The sequence below is a fragment of the Lentzea sp. genome (assembly GCF_036380075.1).
GTDB lineage: Bacteria > Actinomycetota > Actinomycetes > Mycobacteriales > Pseudonocardiaceae > Lentzea.
The window spans coordinates 1-17,092 of sequence record NZ_DASVFL010000186.1 but is presented as its reverse complement, the minus strand read 5'-3'; the positions used below and the strand labels follow the sequence as shown (position 1 = coordinate 17,092).

Below are 17,092 nucleotides of genomic sequence, written 5' to 3'. Positions count from 1 at the left end.
GCGACCGGGATGCCGAAGTCCGGGGTGCCGTCGGCCCGGAAGTAGACCTTCTGCACGCGGGTGCGGCGGTTCGGGTCGTTGAGCGGGTCGCCGCTGATGTCGCGGTAGCCGCGGTCGTGGTAGACCATCACGTCGCTCGTGCCGTCCTCGGACACCGTGAACGAGTTGTGGCCGGGCCCGTACTGGCCGGTCGCGGCGTTGGTGGCGAACACGGGGTTGGCGCTCTTGGTCCACGAGGCCGGGTTGAGCAGGTCCGCGGAGGTGGACGCGGTCAGCATGCCGAGGCTGTAGTTCGCGTCGGTGGCGCTGGCCGAGTAGGTGAGGAAGATCCTCCCGTTGCGCTGCAGGACGGTCGGTCCCTCCGCCACCTTGTAGCCGCGCGTCTCCCAGGCGAGCGTCGGCACGGTGAGCCGGGTGACCGTGCCGGTGATCGTCCACGGGTTCGCGCCCATGCGGGCGAGGTAGACGTTGGAGTTCGTGGAGATACCGGGCTCCTGCTGCGCCCACGTCAGGTAGCGCACGCCGTTGGTCACGAACGTCGACGCGTCCAGCGAGAAGGTGTCCCACGGCGTCGTGATGCGGCCGCGTTCGGTCCACGTCCCGCTCACCGGGTTGGCGCTCGAGCTCTCCAGCACGTACATCCGGATGCGCCAGACGTCGTCGCTGCGCCCCGCCGCGAAGTAGACGTACCACTTCCCGTCGATGAAGTGGATCTCCGGCGCCCAGATGTGCGCGGCCATCTCGCCGCTGGAGTGCTTGCGCCAGATCACCGTCTCCGGCGCCGAGGCCAGTCCCTGGATCGTGGTCGCGCGGCGCAGCACGATCCGGTCGTACTCCGGGACCGTCGCGGTGAAGTAGTAGAAACCGTCGGTGTGCTTGAAGATGTGCGGGTCCGCGCGCTTCTCCGCGATCGGGTTGGTGTAGCGCACCGCGGGTGTCGCGCTCGCCTGCGGCACCGGCAGCCACGCCGCGAGCGCGAGCACCAGCACGGCCAGGCGGAGGAGGGCGGTCTTCATCGACTGTCCTTTCAGGCCAGTGGTGAGCTGACGGTGAACGACGCGTCACCGGCGAACGCCGAGTCGGAGGTGCGCCAGTCGACGCGCAGCTCGTAGTTCTGGTGCCGCAGGTAGCGGCCGGGGTGCGAGTACGACTCGAACGAGGTGCCCCCGGCGAGGCCGGCCCGGCCGCAGAACGTGGCGTCACGGGCGAAGGACGCGTCACCGCCGTTCACGTCCAGGCGGACGCGGAACCCGTAGTGCCGCAGGTAGCGGTCCGGGAAGTTCACCGACCGCAACGAGTAGCAGCTCGCGTTGGCCAGGCCCGTCACGACGGTGAACGTGGCGTCCTGCCGTGCGGAGAGCGCGCTGGACGAGCTCACCGGGTCCAGGTAGCCGAGGTTGTCGCGGTGGCGCGCGTACCGGTCCGGCACGTTGACCGACCGCAGTGAACGGGCGCCCGTCGCGATCGCCGTGCCGTCGCCGGAGTCCTCCCGCAGCACCGTGAAGTGCCGTGCGGTGCCGGACAGCCCGGTCAGTTCGGTCTTGGCGCCGAAGCTCGTGAGGTTCGCGCTGTCGGCGTAGAAGTACCGCCGCTGGCCGTACTGGTCGAAGTAGATCCGCCACCGGCCGTCGGGCAGCCGCACCAGCGCCGGTCCTTCGAGGCCGGAACCCCAGTCGGCCCAGTCGCCCGTGCCGACGAACGTCCACGGCCCGGTCAGCGACGTGGCGGTGGCGTGCTCGACGTACTTCGTCGTCTCGTTCTTGAGGAAGTTGTGGTAAGTGCCGCCGACCTTGACCAGGAAGCTGTCGATGTAGTTGGCCGGGATGCCGAGCGCGACCGGGCTGCTCCACGCCGACAGGTCCGCGGTGGTCGCGGTGATCCGGTAGGGCCGGAACTGGCCCGCCGTCCCGGCCGTGGACGCGGAGAAGACCACGTGCACGCTGCCGTCGGAGTCCTTGAACCACTCGGGGGCCCACGTGCTGCCCGTGGCGCCGTTGAGCCCGACCCGGACGTTGCGCAGGAACGTCCAGTTCACGTAGTCCGTGCTGCGGGCGAAGCCGATCGTGTCGCCGGTCCAGTTCGTCGTGTAGACGATGTAGTAGTAGCCGTCGGTGTGCCGCAGGACGCTGGGATCGCGGATCAGGCCGGACGGCGGCGTGTAGGCGTTGGCCTTCACCTGGGTGAAACCCGTCGCGTTCGCCGAGTCGTAGACGTACATGTTCGACTCGCTGCTGTTCGTGAACGCGGTCATCAGGTAGTGCGGCACGGGTCCGGCGGCGGAGGCCGCCGGACCGGTCGAGACGACACCCGCCGCGGCCAGCGCGGCCACGACGACGATCAGTGCGCGCTTTCGGAACGAGCGGAGAGCGCGCGGCAGGGAGAAACGCATGAACCGGCTCCTTGCACCATTGAGAGGCACCGGACGTGAGCGTTAACACTATGTGGCATGGCTGATGCTCAACGCAATGATGCTGTCGGCAAGTGCAGCTGGGTTAGCGATAACAATATCGCGGTGTGGTCGAATGCCCGTCGAATGGTGTTCGACGGGCATTCGACGATGTGCCGGTGACTAGAGCGCGACCGTCCTGCCGCCGAGGGTGACGACCAGCTTGCCGTCCGAGGCGAACGACCAGCCGAGGGCGCCGGTGTAGGCGGAGCAGCGCGATCCGTTGGTGCCCGACCAGAACTGGTTGGAGGAGTCGGAGTTGCCGACCACCTTGTCGTTGGACCCGCTGCCGCCGCGGCAGGAGGTGTTGGTGCGGAACACCGAGCTGCCGGCCTCGAAGGTGAAGTTCCGCTCGCCGTTGTCGATGGCGAGGTTGTTCGACACCGTCATGGAGCCGGGGTTGCGGTTGTAGGTGAAGCCGTGCTTGCCGTTGCCGTAGGAGATCGTGCGGCTGATCGTGTGGTTGACGCCGATGTCCTCGCCGCCGAGCTTGAAGCCGTTGCGGTCGCCGTTGCCGGCTTGGCCGCCGTTGCTCAGGGTGCCGTTCTGGAAGGCCAGCGAGTCCTCGATGGTGACGGCGCCGATGGGGCCGGTGTCGGACTTGGTGTAGAGGTCCCAGCCGTCGTCGATGTTGTTGTGCGACACGGAGTAGCGGAACACGTTGCCGGGCCCGACGGTCAGCTTGGCGGCGAACCCGTCGGCGTCCTCCCCGTCGGAGTCGGCGTTGTCGTGCGACTCCGCGCTGAGCACCAGGTTGTAGGACGGCCACTGCTCCTTCGGCGTGGTGGACAGCTTCCTGGACAGCTGCAGTCCGGTGTCGCGGTTGTAGCGGGTGATCGTGCGCTCGAAGACGTTGTTGCTGCCGCCGACGAAGATGCCGTTGTCACCGGCGCGTTCGACGACGATGCCGTACACGTGCCAGTACGAGCCGTTCACGGCCAGGCCCCGGTTCGCGGGGTCCTCGGTCTGCGCCGAGAAGTTCAGCACCGGCTTCTCGCCCTGGTAGGCCGTCAGCTTCTTGCGCGCGCCCGCGGTGCCGTTGTTGGTGTCCGGGATCGTCACCGTCTGGGAGAGGCTGTAGGTGCCGCCGCGCAGGAAGATCGTGCCGCCCGCGGCCACGCGGGGGAGTGCGGACGTCAGCGTGGTCGGGTCGGAGATCGTGCCGGAGGCGCCGTCACGACCGGTCGGCGACACGTACAGCGCGTTGGCGGGCGGCGTGCCGGTCGTCGTGGTCGTCGTGGTGGTGGACGTGGTCGTGCTGGTCGGGCCGCCGGACGGGGTAAGCGTCCATTGCTTGGTGGCGGCGCTGTCGCAGGAGTTCGTCTGCACCAACGCACCCGGCGTCGTCGCGTTGTCCTGCACGTTGAGGCACTTGCCGCCGTTGGCGTTGACCAGCCGGTGGTTCGTGCCGCTCGCGGTCAGCGCCCAGACCTGGCTCGTCGCACCGGTGCACGTCTCCAGCTGCACCGGCTTGCCCGCGCTGGTCGACGCGTCGCGCACACCGACGCACAGGCCGCCCGAGGTGATCCGCACTCCGCCGCTCACGTCGGTCAGCACCCACTCCTGGCCGGCGCACGCCTGTTGCCGCAGCTGCGTCCCGCTCGACGGGCTCGGTCCCGCGTCGAGGCACTGGCCGCTGCCGGCGTTCTTCACCACGTAGGTGCCCGCGGCGTTCGCGGTGGCGGCCATGCCGGGCCACGCCGCGAGCACGGTGACCAGCGCGACGACGGCACCACCCGACGCCAGGCCGGCGCGGACGCGGCGGCGCCGGGACCAGCGCCCGCGATGCTCCGAAATGCCCATGAGGACTCCACTTCTCGACACCGGTGAATGGAATTCATCGGCAGATTCGCGGCGGATTCCCGTCGGATGCTAAGAGCGTTCTTCCAGTGGCGTCAACGGCGGAATTCTCGCCCCGCCGGTCGAATTCAGTCGAACAGCCAGGTCGTGGCACGTGGAGTCGATCACAAACCGAATGGGCCGTTTTTCGCTGGTCACACTCGTGAACAATCGCGTTGTTCATCATCGTGAACTGCCGTGCGCATTCCGGCCGGAAACAGCCCTGGTGCGGCGGGGACAACCCGACCCTGGCCGAAAGTACGAGCTGCCGTGGACACCGCGTCGAGCCGGCTGGTCGGATGGGTGGCGCCCGGATCCCTGTCGCGAAAGGACCGCCGTGCGCATAACCTCCGCCGCCGTGGTGCCCGTCATCACCTCGTTGGTCCTCGCCGCCACCGCGATGCCCGCGGGTGCCGCCGCCGACCCGTTCGCCCGGTACGCCGGACAGCAGCTCAGCTGGGGCGCCTGCGCCTTCACCCCGCAACCGGGCGCGCTGCCCGCCGAGTGCGCCCTCGTGACCGTGCCCAGGGACTGGGCCGCTCCCGACGCGGGCAGGGACCTCGTCGTCCCGATCAGCCGCGTCGCCGCGTCCGGGGAGCACCTCGGTTCGCTGCTGACCAACCCCGGCGGTCCCGGCGGCCAGGGCACGTCCCTGCCCGGTGCGCTGGCCGCGGTCCAGCCGCAGCTCCACGAGCGGTACGCGGTGGTCGGCATGGACCCGCGCGGCACCGGTCAGGAGGGCGGGACCGCGCCGGAACAGCGGCCCGAGACGTGCGAGGTGCCCGCCGGCCGCCTGTCGCAGCGCACCGACCTCGACGCCCGCGACCGGTCCGCCGGCAGCGTCGCCGAGCACCTGAAGCTGCCGCGCGCGGTCGCGGAGTCGTGCCAGAGCAAGGCGATCGCCCCGTACCTCACGACCTGGCAGACCGCGCACGACATGGAGCTCATCAGGATTCTCCTCGGCGAGTCCACGTTGGACTACCTCGGCTACTCGTACGGAACGTGGTTGGGCGCGAAGTACGCGTCGCTGTTCCCGCGCAGCGCGGGCAAGGTCGTGCTCGACTCCAGTACGAACTTCCAGGGACGTCTCCAGGCCGCGTTCGAGGCGTGGCCGCAGATCAACCAGCGGCTGTTCGAGAGCTCCTTCCTGCCGTGGATGACGAGGCAGTTCCCGGACGACGTGGGCGCCACGCCCGAGGTCGCCGCCGCGAACTTCGAACGCGCCCGCCGCTTCTTCGCCGACGCCGGCACGAGCCCCGACCAGTTCGACGCGATCTTCACAGGCATGGGCTCGCACCTCCGCTGGGTGCTGGGCGCGGTCGTGTTCGTGCTGGGGGTGAAGGGCGCCAACGGCGAGATCACCTCGCCCGCGAACACCTCCGGTCTCGCGCCGGAACTGGACACGAGGTCCCGCGCGGTCTTCGGCGTCCCGTTCGCCTCGCTGACACCGGCCGTCGTGGCACGGGTGCTGGCCGACGACCCGGCGGACTACCGCGCCTTTCCGGCGACCCGCTACGCCGTGGCCTGCGGTGACCAGCCGACCCGTTCGGAGGCCTGGTACAAGCGGCTTTCCGACCGGCAGGGTCCGCAGTTCCCGCTCTTCGGCTGGCAGTACGGCCTGAGCGAGCCGTGCGCCTTCTGGTCCGACGCCCCGCGCCAGGACCTGCCGTCGCTGTCGGCGGAGGTGGCCGGCCGGGTGCTGGTCGTGCAGGGCGAGCTCGACCCGCAGACCGGGTACGAGCAGGCGAGGTCGGCGGTCCGCGCCGCACCGGGCGTCAGCCTCGTCTCGGTGGCGGACAGCCCGTTCCACGGCCAGTACGGCTTCGAGGGCAACCCGTGCGTCGACGGCATGGTGAACGTGTTCCTGCTGCACAACTCGCGGCCGGGCGCCGTCACGTGCCCCGGTCTCCCGCTGCCGAACGAGACCGAGGTCCACCCGGTGCCCGGCCCGGTCCCGGCGGCACCGGCCGAAGCGGCGACGGCCGCGGCCGCGCCGTTGCCCGCGCTGCGCGAGTCGGTGGGAGCGATGATCAGCGACGTCAACGCGCCGCTGCGCTGACCGCGGCCGCCGCGGTGGGTCAGGACGCTCCGCGCCACCCCCGGCCCAGCACCGGGATCCGCGCCAGCACCTGCCTCACCTCCTCGGCGACGCTGAACTCGGAGGGGTGCAACCGGATCGCCGCGAACAGCCTGATCGCGTGCGTGAGGTTGCGCCCGATCTCCTCCGGGGCGTCCCGGACGGCCCACCGCAGCACGCCGGGGATCCGCGCGGGAGTGGCGGTGAAGAACCGGTTCGCGGGGTCGACGATGCCGAACCCCGGTGGTGAGAAGTTGGCGTCCGCCATGCCCTTCAGCAGCAGGGCGGCCACCTCCTGCGGCGACTTGCGCCCCTCGGCGACGGCACCGGCCTGCTCGTAGGCCCAAGCGAAGAACTTCCGCACCTCGGGAATGTCCGGCAGCGAACCGTGCGGTGCCACGCTCTCCAGCCGTTGCAGCACAGCGGGATCACGGGTGGCCCGGAAGAGCGCGTAGCTGCGGTTGCACTCGAACAGCGCGAGCTGTTCGCCGAGCGCCCAGATGCGCACCCACGCGTCCCAGAGCTCGAACGAGCTGAACGACGTGAACGCGTTGGCGACCAGGCCGTCGTTGTAGTCGAGCAGCTCGCGGGTCAGCCGTTCGACGGGAGCGAACCGCTCGACGGAGAAGTCGTTCTCCCGCAATGCGTCCAGCAGGCGCCAGGCGAACGCGTTGACCCAGTCCATGGTGAACGACAGACCGCGGGAGAACAGCGGGTCGAGGAACCCGGCGGCGTGCATCGCGAGCGCCCACCGGTGGCCGGTCGTGCGCGACGACGAGTACTGGAGGCGGCCGGTGGCGACCCAGTCGCGGGCGGGGCGGGCGTGCGCGAACTGGTCGCGGATGTCCGGAAGGCGCTGATGAACTCGCGGAACTCCTGCCCGGCCGGCACGTCGCGGCGGGGGTGTTTGCGCGGGTCGACGGTCATGCCGACGCTGACCAGGTCGCTGCCCGCCCTGGGGTGGTTGCCGAACGGGATCACCCAGATCCAGCCGCCGTCGAAGACGTGGTGCAGGGTGGACTGGCTGCCGCGCACCGGACCGGGGTTGCACGCCGCGATCCGTTCCCACGGCACCACGCCCTCCATGTGCGTGAACATCGACCGGGAGTGGTGGCGGAACCGGCACGGCTCGTCGCGCAGGTCCAGCTGGGACGCCAGCACGGACCGGAACCCGCCGGCGTCGACGATGAACCGGGCCCGCACCGTCGCGCCGTCGTCGGTCGTCACCGTGACACCGGACTCGCCGAGGCCGACACCGGTCACGCGGACGCCCTCGCGCACCACGGCGCCGTACTTGCGGGCCACCCGCATCACCCAGTGGTCGAGGTCGGCGCGCAGGAAGTGCGTCTCGGTGTGCATGATGCTCGGGATCGGCAGCTGGTGCGCCAGCTCCGGGTCCTGCCGCGCTCCCGGCTCGTGCCAGTGGAAGTTGAAGCCCCGCTTGATGCCGTGGTTGGCCGAGACGTGCGCGCGGGCGCCGTGGAACGTGGCCAGGTGCTTGATCTCCGGCACGTCGTAGCGTTCCGCGAGCAGCCGGAACAGGGTCGAGGTGTGCGGAATGGTGGACTCGCCGATGGCGAACCTCGGGTGCCTGCCGGCGTCCAGCACCTCGACCCTCGCCCCGCCGCGCGCCAGCACCGCGGCGAGGACCGTTCCGGCGATGCCGGCGCCCAGGATGACCACATCGGTGCCTTCGCGCACGACATCCCCCTGTTTCGTCGGACGCAGAAATGCTCTCAAGCGCCCCGCTCCCGGCATAGCGGCCGGACGAGCGGTGCCCGGTCACGCATCGTGCGGACAGGGAACGGGCCCGCCACCGAGGAGATGACGGGCCCGTCCGTGAGTCCACCTGGCTGCCTGCCGGGGCTCAGACCGCCTCGAGCAGCGCGGAGATCCGGGCCACCCGGTCGTTCGAGCCGTACTCGAAGTGCAGGTAGTGGCCGTTGGCCTGGTACCGGTCGAAGCTGGGCCCGGTGCGTTCCGGGGTGCCCAGGAACGCCGTGACCTCGCCGCGGGTGGCGGTGGCGGGAAGCCCTTCCACCAGCGCGCCGGGACGCGGGTACTGGCCGTAGGTCTCGTCCTCGGGGTCGGGCTGGGTCCGCACCATGACCGAGGCCAGCACGTCGTCCTCGAAGAGCAGCTCGGTACCGGCGTCCTTGAAGACGAAGTACGTGGACTTCTCCCCGTCGAAGTCGTACTCGCTGACCTCCATCTTCGGTCCTACCAGGACGATCGCGTCGAGGATGCGGCTGTCGCCCTGGCGGTGGCCCAGCACGTCCAGCAGCACGGTGATCTCACCGGAAACCGTGGTCATATGCCCTTCTTTCGGTTCTCGGCCTTCAGCTTGTCGAGAGCCGCGTCGACGTCCTTGGCCGAGTAGCCGTGCGCGAGGAGGTTCTTGCGGGTCGTAGCGTAGTCCCTGTTCGCGGCCTTGCTGAGGTCGGCCGCGTCGTCCTCGATCTGCTTCTTCGTGTTCTTGCCGCGGAAGGTGTCGCTCTTGGCGTGGACGCCTTTCGGCACCTCGATGGCGTTCGCCTTGTTGTGCAGGGCGTCGGCCTCCTGCTTGGTCAGCTTGCGGCCGAGGCGCTTCTCCTCGGCGCGCTTGAGGGCGGCCGACGACGGGATGTGGTCGTGCTCCAGGTTGTCGCCGACCTTCTCGCGCTTCTTGAGGTTGGCGTAGGAGTCGACGTCGAGCGGCTGGACGTTGTTGCCGGCGGGGCGCTTCGCGGTGCGCAGCTTCGTGCCGATGGGGTTGAAGACCCCGGCGCCGGAGATGGTCTTGTTCGCCTTGGACTTCTTGACCTTAGGCATTGAGCACCTGGCTGATGGCGAGGTCGATCGCCTGGTCGAGGAGGATCGAGGTGATCTCCTTGAAGATGGGGATCTCCAGCAGCGAGGCGCCGAACGTCGGCACCGCGGTCGCGATCGCCTGCGCGATCTGGATGGCGAGCATCGTCAGCTGCACGACGACCGCGATCTTGAGGGCGACGACGACACCCGCGCAGACGTACAGCCCCGCGCCGATCAGCGACGAAGCGGTGGCGCCGTCGTCGAGGTTCTGCTTCGGCGACTCGCCGTCGGTCCAGAACGCCTTGAAACCGTCGACGGCCGCGCCGGAGTTGCCGCCCAGCACCTGCTGGGCGTGCCCGTCGGCGGTGGCCGCGGCCGGGCCGAGCCGGTCGGCGAAACCCGTCCAGAGACCGCCGAGGTCGAAGAGCTTGCCCTCGTCGCTCTCGGGCCAGTTGAAGCCCAGCGCGTTGAGCAGACCGGACAGCTCCGGTGGCAGCATCATGCCGGTGGTCATCCCAGACCTCCCGTCAGCTCCTGGAACATGCCCTGGTTGGCGGTCTCGACGGTCGTGTAGTCGTCGGCCATGCCCTGCAGGTTGCGGCCGATCTCGGCGAGGCCGTCGGCGTTGTCCTCGAACGACTCGAACGCGGCCTCGGAGACCATCTGGTAGATCGTGCCCAGCGCCGAGCCGAGCTCGTCTCCGCCGAACGCGCCGGACAGCGCGTCGACCTGGCTGCGGAACGCGGCGATGTCCCCCGTCAGGGAGTCGCCGGTCCCCAGGATCTGTTGCGCGGACCCGCCGATCATCTCGGCGTTCACTTGCATCCCGGACATCGTGTCCACTCCCTAGTCGATGGTGCGCATGATCGAGGTGAGGTTCGTCGTGTAGTCGCGCAGGTGCTGCATGCTCTGCGCGCGAACCTTCTCGGCCTGGTCGCTGATCTGCTGCAACGTCGCCACGTCCAGCGCGGGCCGGTCGGCGGCGGCCGCCTGGCGCTCCCATTCGTCGATCGCGGTGTTGATCGCCAGGGTCAGCGCCTGCGCGAGCTCCGCGGGCGAGAACTGCACCGCGACGAGCGTCAGCTGCAGCGAGTACAGCCGGCCGCTCGCGACGGCGGCGTTGACCTCGTTCGCCTCGTCGCTGCCCTCGCCGACGACCATCGGCGGCGGGTCGACCGCCAGCCAGGCGTGCGCGGAGCTCACGACGTTCATCGCGTCCTGGAACAGGTAGTCGACGTACTGGGGCGTGCTGTCGCCCTTGATGCCCGTCTTCGCCATCGACTCCTCGAGCAGGCCCTGGATCCGCAGCAGCGTCTCGCCGCCCTGCCGGGTGAAGTCCGCCAGCTGCTGACCCAGCGCGGCGAGGTCCGGCCCGGGGTCACCGGCACCGGGCGTGTCGGTCAACGACTGCGTCAGCGCGGCGTTGACGGCCTCCATCACCCACTCCGACACCGAAGCGGGCGGGTGCCCGATCATGCTGGGGTCGATCTCCACGGACCAGATGCGGCGGTTGCGCGCCACGACCCGCACACCGGGAGCCGTGCCGACCGAGTCCTCGAGCTCGTACGGCTCCGGCGCGGGCGGTGTGTACCCCGCTCTCGCCAGCGCGAGCCGGCGGTGTTGCTCGGCGAGCCGGGCGTCGTAATCCTCGCCATCGGCCGCAGTTTCCCCCTCAACCATGAACTACCTCCCTGATTCGGAGAGTAGCGACATGATTGCGATTGACGGCGCGAATGGATGATTCCACGCCGACGAATGAACCATTTGATACGGAGAGCAAATGTATCAGTCACTGATTAAATGAAATCGGTAGAATACTCCGCCGTCGAAAAAGAGCGCGCGAAATCCACGTCCGTGCAGCGCTCAGCCGGGGGCGTCGGTGACGGTCAGCGCCAAGCCCTCGTCGACGACCGTCACGACGACGTGCTGGCCGCTCCGCAGCTCACCGGCGAGCAGTGCGCGGGACAGCCGCCGGTCGAGCTCCTTGGCGATGGTGCGGCGCAACGGCCGGGCGCCGTGCTCGGGTTCGTGTCCCCTGGCCGCGAGCCAGTCGACGGCCAGGTCGTCCACCTCCAGCGTGATGCCCTGCTCGCGCAGCCGCTGCCGGGTGCGGTCGAGCAGCAGCGCGGTGATCTGCCGCAGCTGGGCGCGGTCGAGGCCGCGGAACAGGATGATCTCGTCGATCCGGTTGACGAACTCCGGCCGGAAGGACCGGCGGACGGCGGCCATCAGCGGTCCGCGCAGCTGCTCCACCTCGACGCCCGAGGTGGCCGCGGCGAGCAGCTGGTCGGCACCGATGTTGCTGGTCATGATGATCACGGTGTTGGCGAAGTCGGCGGTGCGGCCCTGGGAGTCGGTGAGCCTGCCCGCGTCGAGCACCTGCAGCAGGGTGTTGAAGACGTCGGAGTGCGCCTTCTCGATCTCGTCCAGCAGCAGCACCGAGTACGGCACGCGCCGGACCGCCCCGGTGAGCTGGCCCGCGTCCTCGTAGCCGACGTACCCCGGCGGCGCGCCGATCAGCCGCGAGACGGTGTGCTGCTGCCCGAACTCGCTCATGTCGAACCGGATCAGCCGGTCCGGCGAGCCGAAGAGCGCCTCCGCCAGCGCCCGCGCGACCTCGGTCTTGCCCACCCCGGTCGGTCCGAGGAACAGGAACGAGCCGATGGGCCGGTTCGGGTGCTTGAGGCCCGCCCTGCCCTGGCGGACCGCGTCGGCCACCGCCTCGACCGCCTCGTCCTGCCCGACGATCCGCTGGTGCAGGTGGTCCTCCAGGTGCAGCAACCGGTGCCGTTCGGCCTCGGTGAGCTGCGCGACCGGGATGCCCGTGCTGCGCGACACGACCTCGGCGACGTCGTTCGGCCCGACCCGCGGCGCGGCGGCCAGCGCGGCACGGGCGGCCTCCAGCTCCGCGACCGCGCGGCGCAGCTCGTCCCGCAGGAACGGCACGTCCTCGGCCCCGGCGGCGTCCTGCTCCCGTTCCAGCCGGCTCACCCGCTGTTCGAGCCCCGTGGCGTCCGGGGGCATCGGGGCCTTGTCCCGCAACCGGACGCGCGCCGCCGCGCGGTCCACCAGGTCGACCGCCTTGTCCGGCAGGAACCGGTCGGTGACGTAGCGGGCCGACAGCTCGACCGCGGACACGACCGCCTCGTCGGTGATCCGCACCCCGTGGTGCTTCTCGTACCGCTCGCGCAGGCCGCGGAGGATGGTGATCGTCTCGGCGGGGGAGGGCTCGGCGACGTGCACGGGCTGGAACCGCCGCTCGAACGCGGCGTCCTTCGCGATGTGGCGGCGGTAGTCCTCGGCCGTCGTCGCCCCGATCACCTGCAGCCGCCCGGACGTGAGCAGGGGCTTGAGGATGTTCGCGGCGTCCATCGGCGAGTCCTCGGCGCTGCCCGCGCCCACGACGGTGTGCAGTTCGTCGATGAACAGCACCACCATCCGGTCCGACGCGGCCACCTCCTCGGCCACGCCCCCGAGCCGTTCCTCGAACTCGCCCCGGTACTTCGCCCCGGCCACCATGCCCGCGAGGTCCAGCGAGACCAGCCGCCGCCCGCTGAGCGTGGCGGGCACGTCGCCGTTCGCGATCCGCGCCGCGATGCCCTCGACGATCGCGGTCTTGCCCACCCCGGGATCGCCGACCAGGACGGGGTTGTTCTTGGTGCGCCTGGACAACACCTCGAGCACCTCGTCGACCACGTCGTCGCGGCCGATCACCGGGTCGAGCAGGCCGTCGCGCGCCGCGGCGGTGAGGTCGCGCCCGTAGTGGTCGGTGCGCCTCGTCGCGGACGGGGGCCCGCCGAGGCCGCCGAACAGCTTGCCGACGAGGTCCTCCCACGAGTTGGACCCGAAGCCGAACACCCAGTCGTCACCGCTCACGGCTCGCCACCTCCACCTGGCCGGGGAACCCCTCCTCCGATCTTCCCCCGCGCTGGAGGCGAGCACAGACCGGACACCCCCCGGTCGGCGCATCCCGGCTCCGACGTCTGAAAGCGGGTCCGGTCTGGGTACTCTGCGGACCGCCTGACGAAAGGACACGGGTGGACGCCTCGTCGATGGTCGGTAAGCCTGCTCGCGCACTGCTGGCCGCCGCGGAGGCGTTCCGCGCCGAAGCGGCCGGGGTGCGCGCGGAACCGGAACGGCTGCTGGCGCTCGCCGCCGCGCAGTACCGGGCGGTGCGGGACTCGCTGGTGGCCGAGCAGCTCAGGACCACGCCGGTGGACAGGCTCCGCGACACCGGGCCGAACCTGCGGCTCAGCACGCTGAAGGACGCCGGGTACCGGACCGTCGCCGACGTCGCCCGCGCGCGGCCCGAACAGCTCGACGGCGTGCCCGGCGTCGGCCGTCAGTCCGCGGAGCAGATCGTGCGGGCCGCCCGGGCCGTCGTCGACGGCATCACGCGGGACACGACCGTCCGGCTGAACCCCGACCGCGCCGACCGCGCCCAGACCGAGCTGCTCCAGCTGATCTCCAAGCTGCGCAGGGCGAACCAGCTCGTCGGCCCGCTGGGGGAGGCGCTCGGGGACGTCCTGGGCAGGGTCGACGCCGACGTGCGCGCCGCCACCCGCGCGTGGAGCCGGCTGCGGATGTTCTTCTCCTCGCGGAAGAAGCGGCAGTCCGCCCTCGACTCGCTCGGCCGGATCGAGGCGCTGCTCGCCAGCCGCGACGCGGCGGCGTTGCGCGCGGTCGGCAAGCAGCTGCGCGTGCCGGACCTCGACCACCGCGCGCTGTGGCGCGACTACGAGCTCGACGCGGCCGCCTACAACACCGTGCTCGCCGACCTCACCGGTGCGGGCGCCGTTCCCGACCGCAGCGCCGCCCACGGGTTCGTCCCCGCCGAGATCGAGCACGAGGTCGACGCGACCCCGCTCGACACGAGCCTGCTGAAGGTGTCGCTGCGCGGCTACCAGGTGTTCGGGGCCAAGTTCGCGCTGGCCCGCAAGCGCGTGATCATCGGCGACGAGATGGGGCTGGGCAAGACGATCGAGGCCGTCGCGGTGATGGCGAGCCTCGCCGCCGGCGGGCGGCGCGGCTTCCTGGTGGTCTGCCCGGCGAGCGTCGTCGTCAACTGGGTCAACGAGATCGCCCGGCACAGCGACCTCGTGCCGCACCGGATGCACGGCGCGGGCCGCGACGACGCGGTCGGCGAGTGGCTGGCGCAGGGCGGCGTCGGCGTGACGACGTTCGGCACGCTGCCGAAACTGGTGCTGCCCAAGAGGTTCCGCCCGACGCTGGTCGTGGTCGACGAGGCGCACTACGTGAAGAACCCGGACACGCAACGCTCCCAGGCCGTCAACAAGATCGTGCAGCGCGCGGAACGGGCCGTGCTGCTCACCGGCACGCCGATGGAGAACCGCGTCGAGGAGTTCCGCAACCTGGTCGCCTACCTCCAGCCGAGCGTCGCGGCCCGCACGGGCGCCACCGACGCCGTGGTGGGGGCGAAGGCGTTCCGCCGCGTCGTCGCCCCGGTCTACCTGCGGCGCAACCAGGAGGACGTGCTGGGGGAGCTGCCGGAGCTGCTGGAGGTGGAGGACTGGGTCGAGTTCGGCAAGCAGGACCGCGGTGCCTACTTCGACGCGGTGCGCGAGGGCAACCTGATGGCGATGCGCCGCGCCGCCTACGCGCCGGGCACGCCCACCGGTTCGGCGAAGCTGGCGCGGCTGCTGGAGATCGTCGAGGAGTCGCGGGACAACGGCTGGAAGGTCGTGGTGTTCTCGTACTTCCACGACGTGCTGGACGCGGTCGCGAACCACGTCGGCGTCTTCGGCCCGCTGACCGGCGCGACGTCGGCGGAGGCCCGCCAGCGGCTGGTGGACGACTTCACGGCGGCCGAGGACCACGCGGTGCTGGTGGCCCAGATCGAGGCGGGCGGCGTGGGCCTCAACATCCAGGCCGCGTCCGTGGTGATCATCACCGAGCCGCAGTGGAAGCCGAGCACCGAGGACCAGGCCATCGCCCGGTGCCACCGCATGGGCCAGGTCCGCAAGGTGCACGTGCACCGGTTGCTGGTCAAGGACAGCGTGGACGCCCGCGTGCAGGAGATCCGCGACCACAAGACCCTGCTGTTCGACCACTACGCCCGCGAGAGCGACACGAAGCACTCCCACGCCAGTGCGCTGGACTCGGCGGTGTCGGTGGAGCAGCGTGTGGTGCAGGCCGAGCAGCAACGCCTGGGGCTCTAGCCCGGGGCTCTAGCCGCGGGGGTGGCTCGCGCCGTCCGCCCGTGCCCTCTCGGCGATTGCCTGCAACGCCGAGATGTGCGCGCTCAGCGCCGCACGGCCGGATTCGGTGAGGTTGAGCCACGTCCGCGGCCGCTTGTTGACGTAGCCCTTGCGGACCTCGACGTACTCGCTCCTGGACAACGTCGTGACCTGTTTGGACAGTGCGGAGTCGGAGAGCCCCACCGAGTCCCGGACGAACCCGAACTCGGCCCACTCCGCCGCGGTCAGCAGCGAGACGATGGCCAGTCGCGTCGGGTCCAGCAGGAGCTGGTCAAGCTCGGCCACCACTCACCTCGTCCTGCCTGCGCAACAACCACAGCTGGAACCTCGGCCCGAGGAACATCACGTAGAGCGAGGCCAGCGCACCATAGTAGATGGTGGCGTGCGGCACCCGCAGCCACGCGATCAGCAACGCGCCGACGATCCCGATCGCGAGAACCGGCACCATCCGCAGCAGCCGCCACCCGGGCCCGACCGACAGGCTGCGGTTCGACACGGCGACGCGCCGCCCGAGGAGCGTGCCGCCCGCCCGCGTGCGCAACCCGAACGACACGGCGAGGCAGACGAGCAGGAACGGCCAGAGGAGCCAGTCCCGCACGGCGGGCACGAGGTCGATGGCCACGCAGTAGGCGAAGAGCGCCAGACCGCTGCCGATCCACAGCCACCGCGACCCGACCGCGGACCTGACCACCTGGTCCTTGCCCTGGCGGACGGTGTGCAGCGCCGCTGCCGCCTCTTCGGGCGTCGGTTCGGTCATGGTCAGTTCGCCTCCGTCTGGTTCTCGTCCTTGCGCAGGGTGCGCAGGATCAGCCACTGGTCAAACCAGGCGCCCGCCGTGGTCAGGACCATGAGCACGAGCCCCATCACCAGGTGCGCGTAGCTGTGCAGCGGCGCCGCCTCGTCCAGCGCCTTCGTCAGGACGAACTGGAGCCCCAGCCGCACGGCGAACAGCAGCACGGCCAGCAGACGCGCCTGCTTCGAGCGCCACACCGACCGGATGAACTCGCGGCGGCGCGAGAGGACCGTGAACCACAGCGCGATGTGCGCCGCGGCGAGCGCCAGGGGCAGGAGTGCGACCGCGGGGTGGGCCGCGCTGAACTGCTGGCTGATGTCGTAGCTCGCCACCAGCGCACCGGCGAGGACGAAGTACCACACCGGCAGGCCCTCCACCTGCGGTCGCGTCGGAGTTCGTGCTGGCTGCAGGTCCGTGTGCGCCATCTCATCCTCCTTGGGAAAGTACTTGCCTGAGGAGAAAGTACACCGACACATTCCACTCAGGCAAGTGGGTGGCGTGACGGCTGGTGCCCGTTGGGCGCTTGTGGAACGGACGCTCCCGCGGACTACCTTGAGTTGCTCCGCCTCAGCGACGGCCCGTGCTTCGGGCAAGTCGTGCTGTGCGACCACAAGAGCGTCGAGGGAGCTCAGTTTCTGCGCTGACGACGACCAGTGGTGGCGTCTGCTGACACACATCGGACGCGTCTGACCGATTCCTGAAAACGGGTACCGGCTGACGCTAGTCGCGGCCGGCCATCTGACTGCTCCACGCCCGCAACGTGGCGGCCTGGTCGGCAGAGAGCCGGTCGAGGAAGTGGCGACGGATGTTGTCGCCATGACGCAGCACGGCACCCTCCGCGGTGCGCCGTCCAGTCGGGGTGAGGCGGAGCCCGGTGCGGCGGCCGGCGGCCCCCGACTCGACCCGGCGCACGAAGCCGCGGTTCTCCA

Annotated in this window: 16 protein-coding genes and 1 pseudogene; 2 read left to right on the top strand and 15 right to left on the bottom strand. The window is 70.4% G+C overall.

Annotation, left to right across the window (positions count from 1 at the left end):
* From VF330_RS20980 to VF330_RS20970, 3 genes are all read right to left on the bottom strand, one after another.
* Window positions 1-1,016: glycoside hydrolase family 43 protein (locus tag VF330_RS20980; protein WP_330853333.1), on the bottom strand; the 1,016-nt coding region annotated here is incomplete at its 3' end.
* Between the two features lie 11 nt (window positions 1,017-1,027).
* Window positions 1,028-2,389 carry a glycoside hydrolase family 43 protein gene (locus VF330_RS20975; RefSeq protein ID WP_330853332.1) on the bottom strand — a complete coding sequence of 454 codons (1,362 nt, stop codon included), beginning with the start codon at window positions 2,387-2,389 and terminating at the stop codon, window positions 1,028-1,030.
* Window positions 2,390-2,569: 180 nt separating this feature from the next.
* The gene (locus VF330_RS20970) at window positions 2,570-4,249 is read right to left on the bottom strand and encodes an RICIN domain-containing protein (protein WP_330853331.1); all 1,680 of its coding nucleotides are present in this window, start codon (window positions 4,247-4,249) and stop codon (window positions 2,570-2,572) included.
* 373 nt (window positions 4,250-4,622) lie between these two features.
* Between VF330_RS20970 and VF330_RS20965 the strand changes: the two genes are divergently transcribed.
* Complete coding sequence (locus tag VF330_RS20965) at window positions 4,623-6,344, top strand: alpha/beta fold hydrolase (RefSeq protein WP_330853330.1); 1,722 nt, start codon at window positions 4,623-4,625, stop codon at window positions 6,342-6,344.
* Window positions 6,345-6,363: 19 nt separating this feature from the next.
* Here the strand turns inward: VF330_RS20965 and VF330_RS20960 are convergent, their stop codons facing one another.
* The 8 genes from VF330_RS20960 to VF330_RS20925 all read right to left on the bottom strand — a co-directional run bounded on the left by VF330_RS20960 (window position 6,364) and on the right by VF330_RS20925 (window position 13,028).
* Window positions 6,364-7,047 carry a hypothetical protein gene (locus VF330_RS20960; protein WP_330853329.1) on the bottom strand — a complete coding sequence of 228 codons (684 nt, stop codon included), beginning with the start codon at window positions 7,045-7,047 and terminating at the stop codon, window positions 6,364-6,366.
* Entirely contained in the window at window positions 6,954-8,063 is a 1,110-nt protein-coding gene (locus VF330_RS20955; protein WP_330853328.1) for an NAD(P)/FAD-dependent oxidoreductase, read from the bottom strand. The genes VF330_RS20960 and VF330_RS20955 overlap by 94 nt, the downstream gene beginning before the upstream one ends.
* Window positions 8,064-8,229: 166 nt before the next feature.
* Complete coding sequence (locus VF330_RS20950) at window positions 8,230-8,676, bottom strand: hypothetical protein (RefSeq protein WP_330853327.1); 447 nt, start codon at window positions 8,674-8,676, stop codon at window positions 8,230-8,232.
* A complete protein-coding gene (locus VF330_RS20945; RefSeq protein WP_330853326.1) occupies window positions 8,673-9,173 on the bottom strand; it encodes a hypothetical protein in 501 nt (166 codons plus the stop codon). Before VF330_RS20945 ends, VF330_RS20950 begins: the two co-directional genes overlap by 4 nt.
* On the bottom strand, window positions 9,166-9,666 hold the full coding sequence (locus VF330_RS20940) for a hypothetical protein (RefSeq protein WP_330853325.1): 501 nt from the start codon (window positions 9,664-9,666) through the stop codon (window positions 9,166-9,168). Before VF330_RS20940 ends, VF330_RS20945 begins: the two co-directional genes overlap by 8 nt.
* On the bottom strand, window positions 9,663-9,986 hold the full coding sequence (locus tag VF330_RS20935; protein WP_330853324.1) for a hypothetical protein: 324 nt from the start codon (window positions 9,984-9,986) through the stop codon (window positions 9,663-9,665). Before VF330_RS20935 ends, VF330_RS20940 begins: the two co-directional genes overlap by 4 nt.
* A 12-nt stretch (window positions 9,987-9,998) precedes the next feature.
* Window positions 9,999-10,832: a hypothetical protein gene (locus VF330_RS20930; RefSeq protein ID WP_330853323.1), complete on the bottom strand. Its 834-nt coding sequence runs from the start codon at window positions 10,830-10,832 to the stop codon at window positions 9,999-10,001.
* A 183-nt stretch (window positions 10,833-11,015) separates the two neighbouring features.
* Entirely contained in the window at window positions 11,016-13,028 is a 2,013-nt protein-coding gene (locus VF330_RS20925; protein ID WP_330853322.1) for an ATP-dependent Clp protease ATP-binding subunit, read from the bottom strand.
* Between the two features lie 161 nt (window positions 13,029-13,189).
* Here VF330_RS20925 and VF330_RS20920 point away from each other — a divergent pair, with 161 nt between their 5' ends.
* Window positions 13,190-15,331 carry a DEAD/DEAH box helicase gene (locus tag VF330_RS20920; RefSeq protein WP_330853321.1) on the top strand — a complete coding sequence of 714 codons (2,142 nt, stop codon included), beginning with the start codon at window positions 13,190-13,192 and terminating at the stop codon, window positions 15,329-15,331.
* 9 nt (window positions 15,332-15,340) lie between these two features.
* Here VF330_RS20920 and VF330_RS20915 read toward each other — a convergent pair whose 3' ends face one another.
* From VF330_RS20915 to VF330_RS20900, 4 genes and pseudogenes are all read right to left on the bottom strand, one after another.
* On the bottom strand, window positions 15,341-15,655 hold the full coding sequence (locus tag VF330_RS20915; RefSeq protein WP_330853320.1) for a transcriptional regulator: 315 nt from the start codon (window positions 15,653-15,655) through the stop codon (window positions 15,341-15,343).
* Window positions 15,642-16,127: a hypothetical protein gene (locus VF330_RS20910; RefSeq protein WP_330853319.1), complete on the bottom strand. Its 486-nt coding sequence runs from the start codon at window positions 16,125-16,127 to the stop codon at window positions 15,642-15,644. The genes VF330_RS20915 and VF330_RS20910 overlap by 14 nt, the downstream gene beginning before the upstream one ends.
* Window positions 16,128-16,129: 2 nt before the next feature.
* On the bottom strand, window positions 16,130-16,588 hold the full coding sequence (locus VF330_RS20905) for a hypothetical protein (protein WP_330853318.1): 459 nt from the start codon (window positions 16,586-16,588) through the stop codon (window positions 16,130-16,132).
* A gap of 295 nt (window positions 16,589-16,883) precedes the next feature.
* Window positions 16,884-17,092 (bottom strand): annotated as a pseudogene (locus VF330_RS20900) (MarR family transcriptional regulator); the annotation flags it as partial.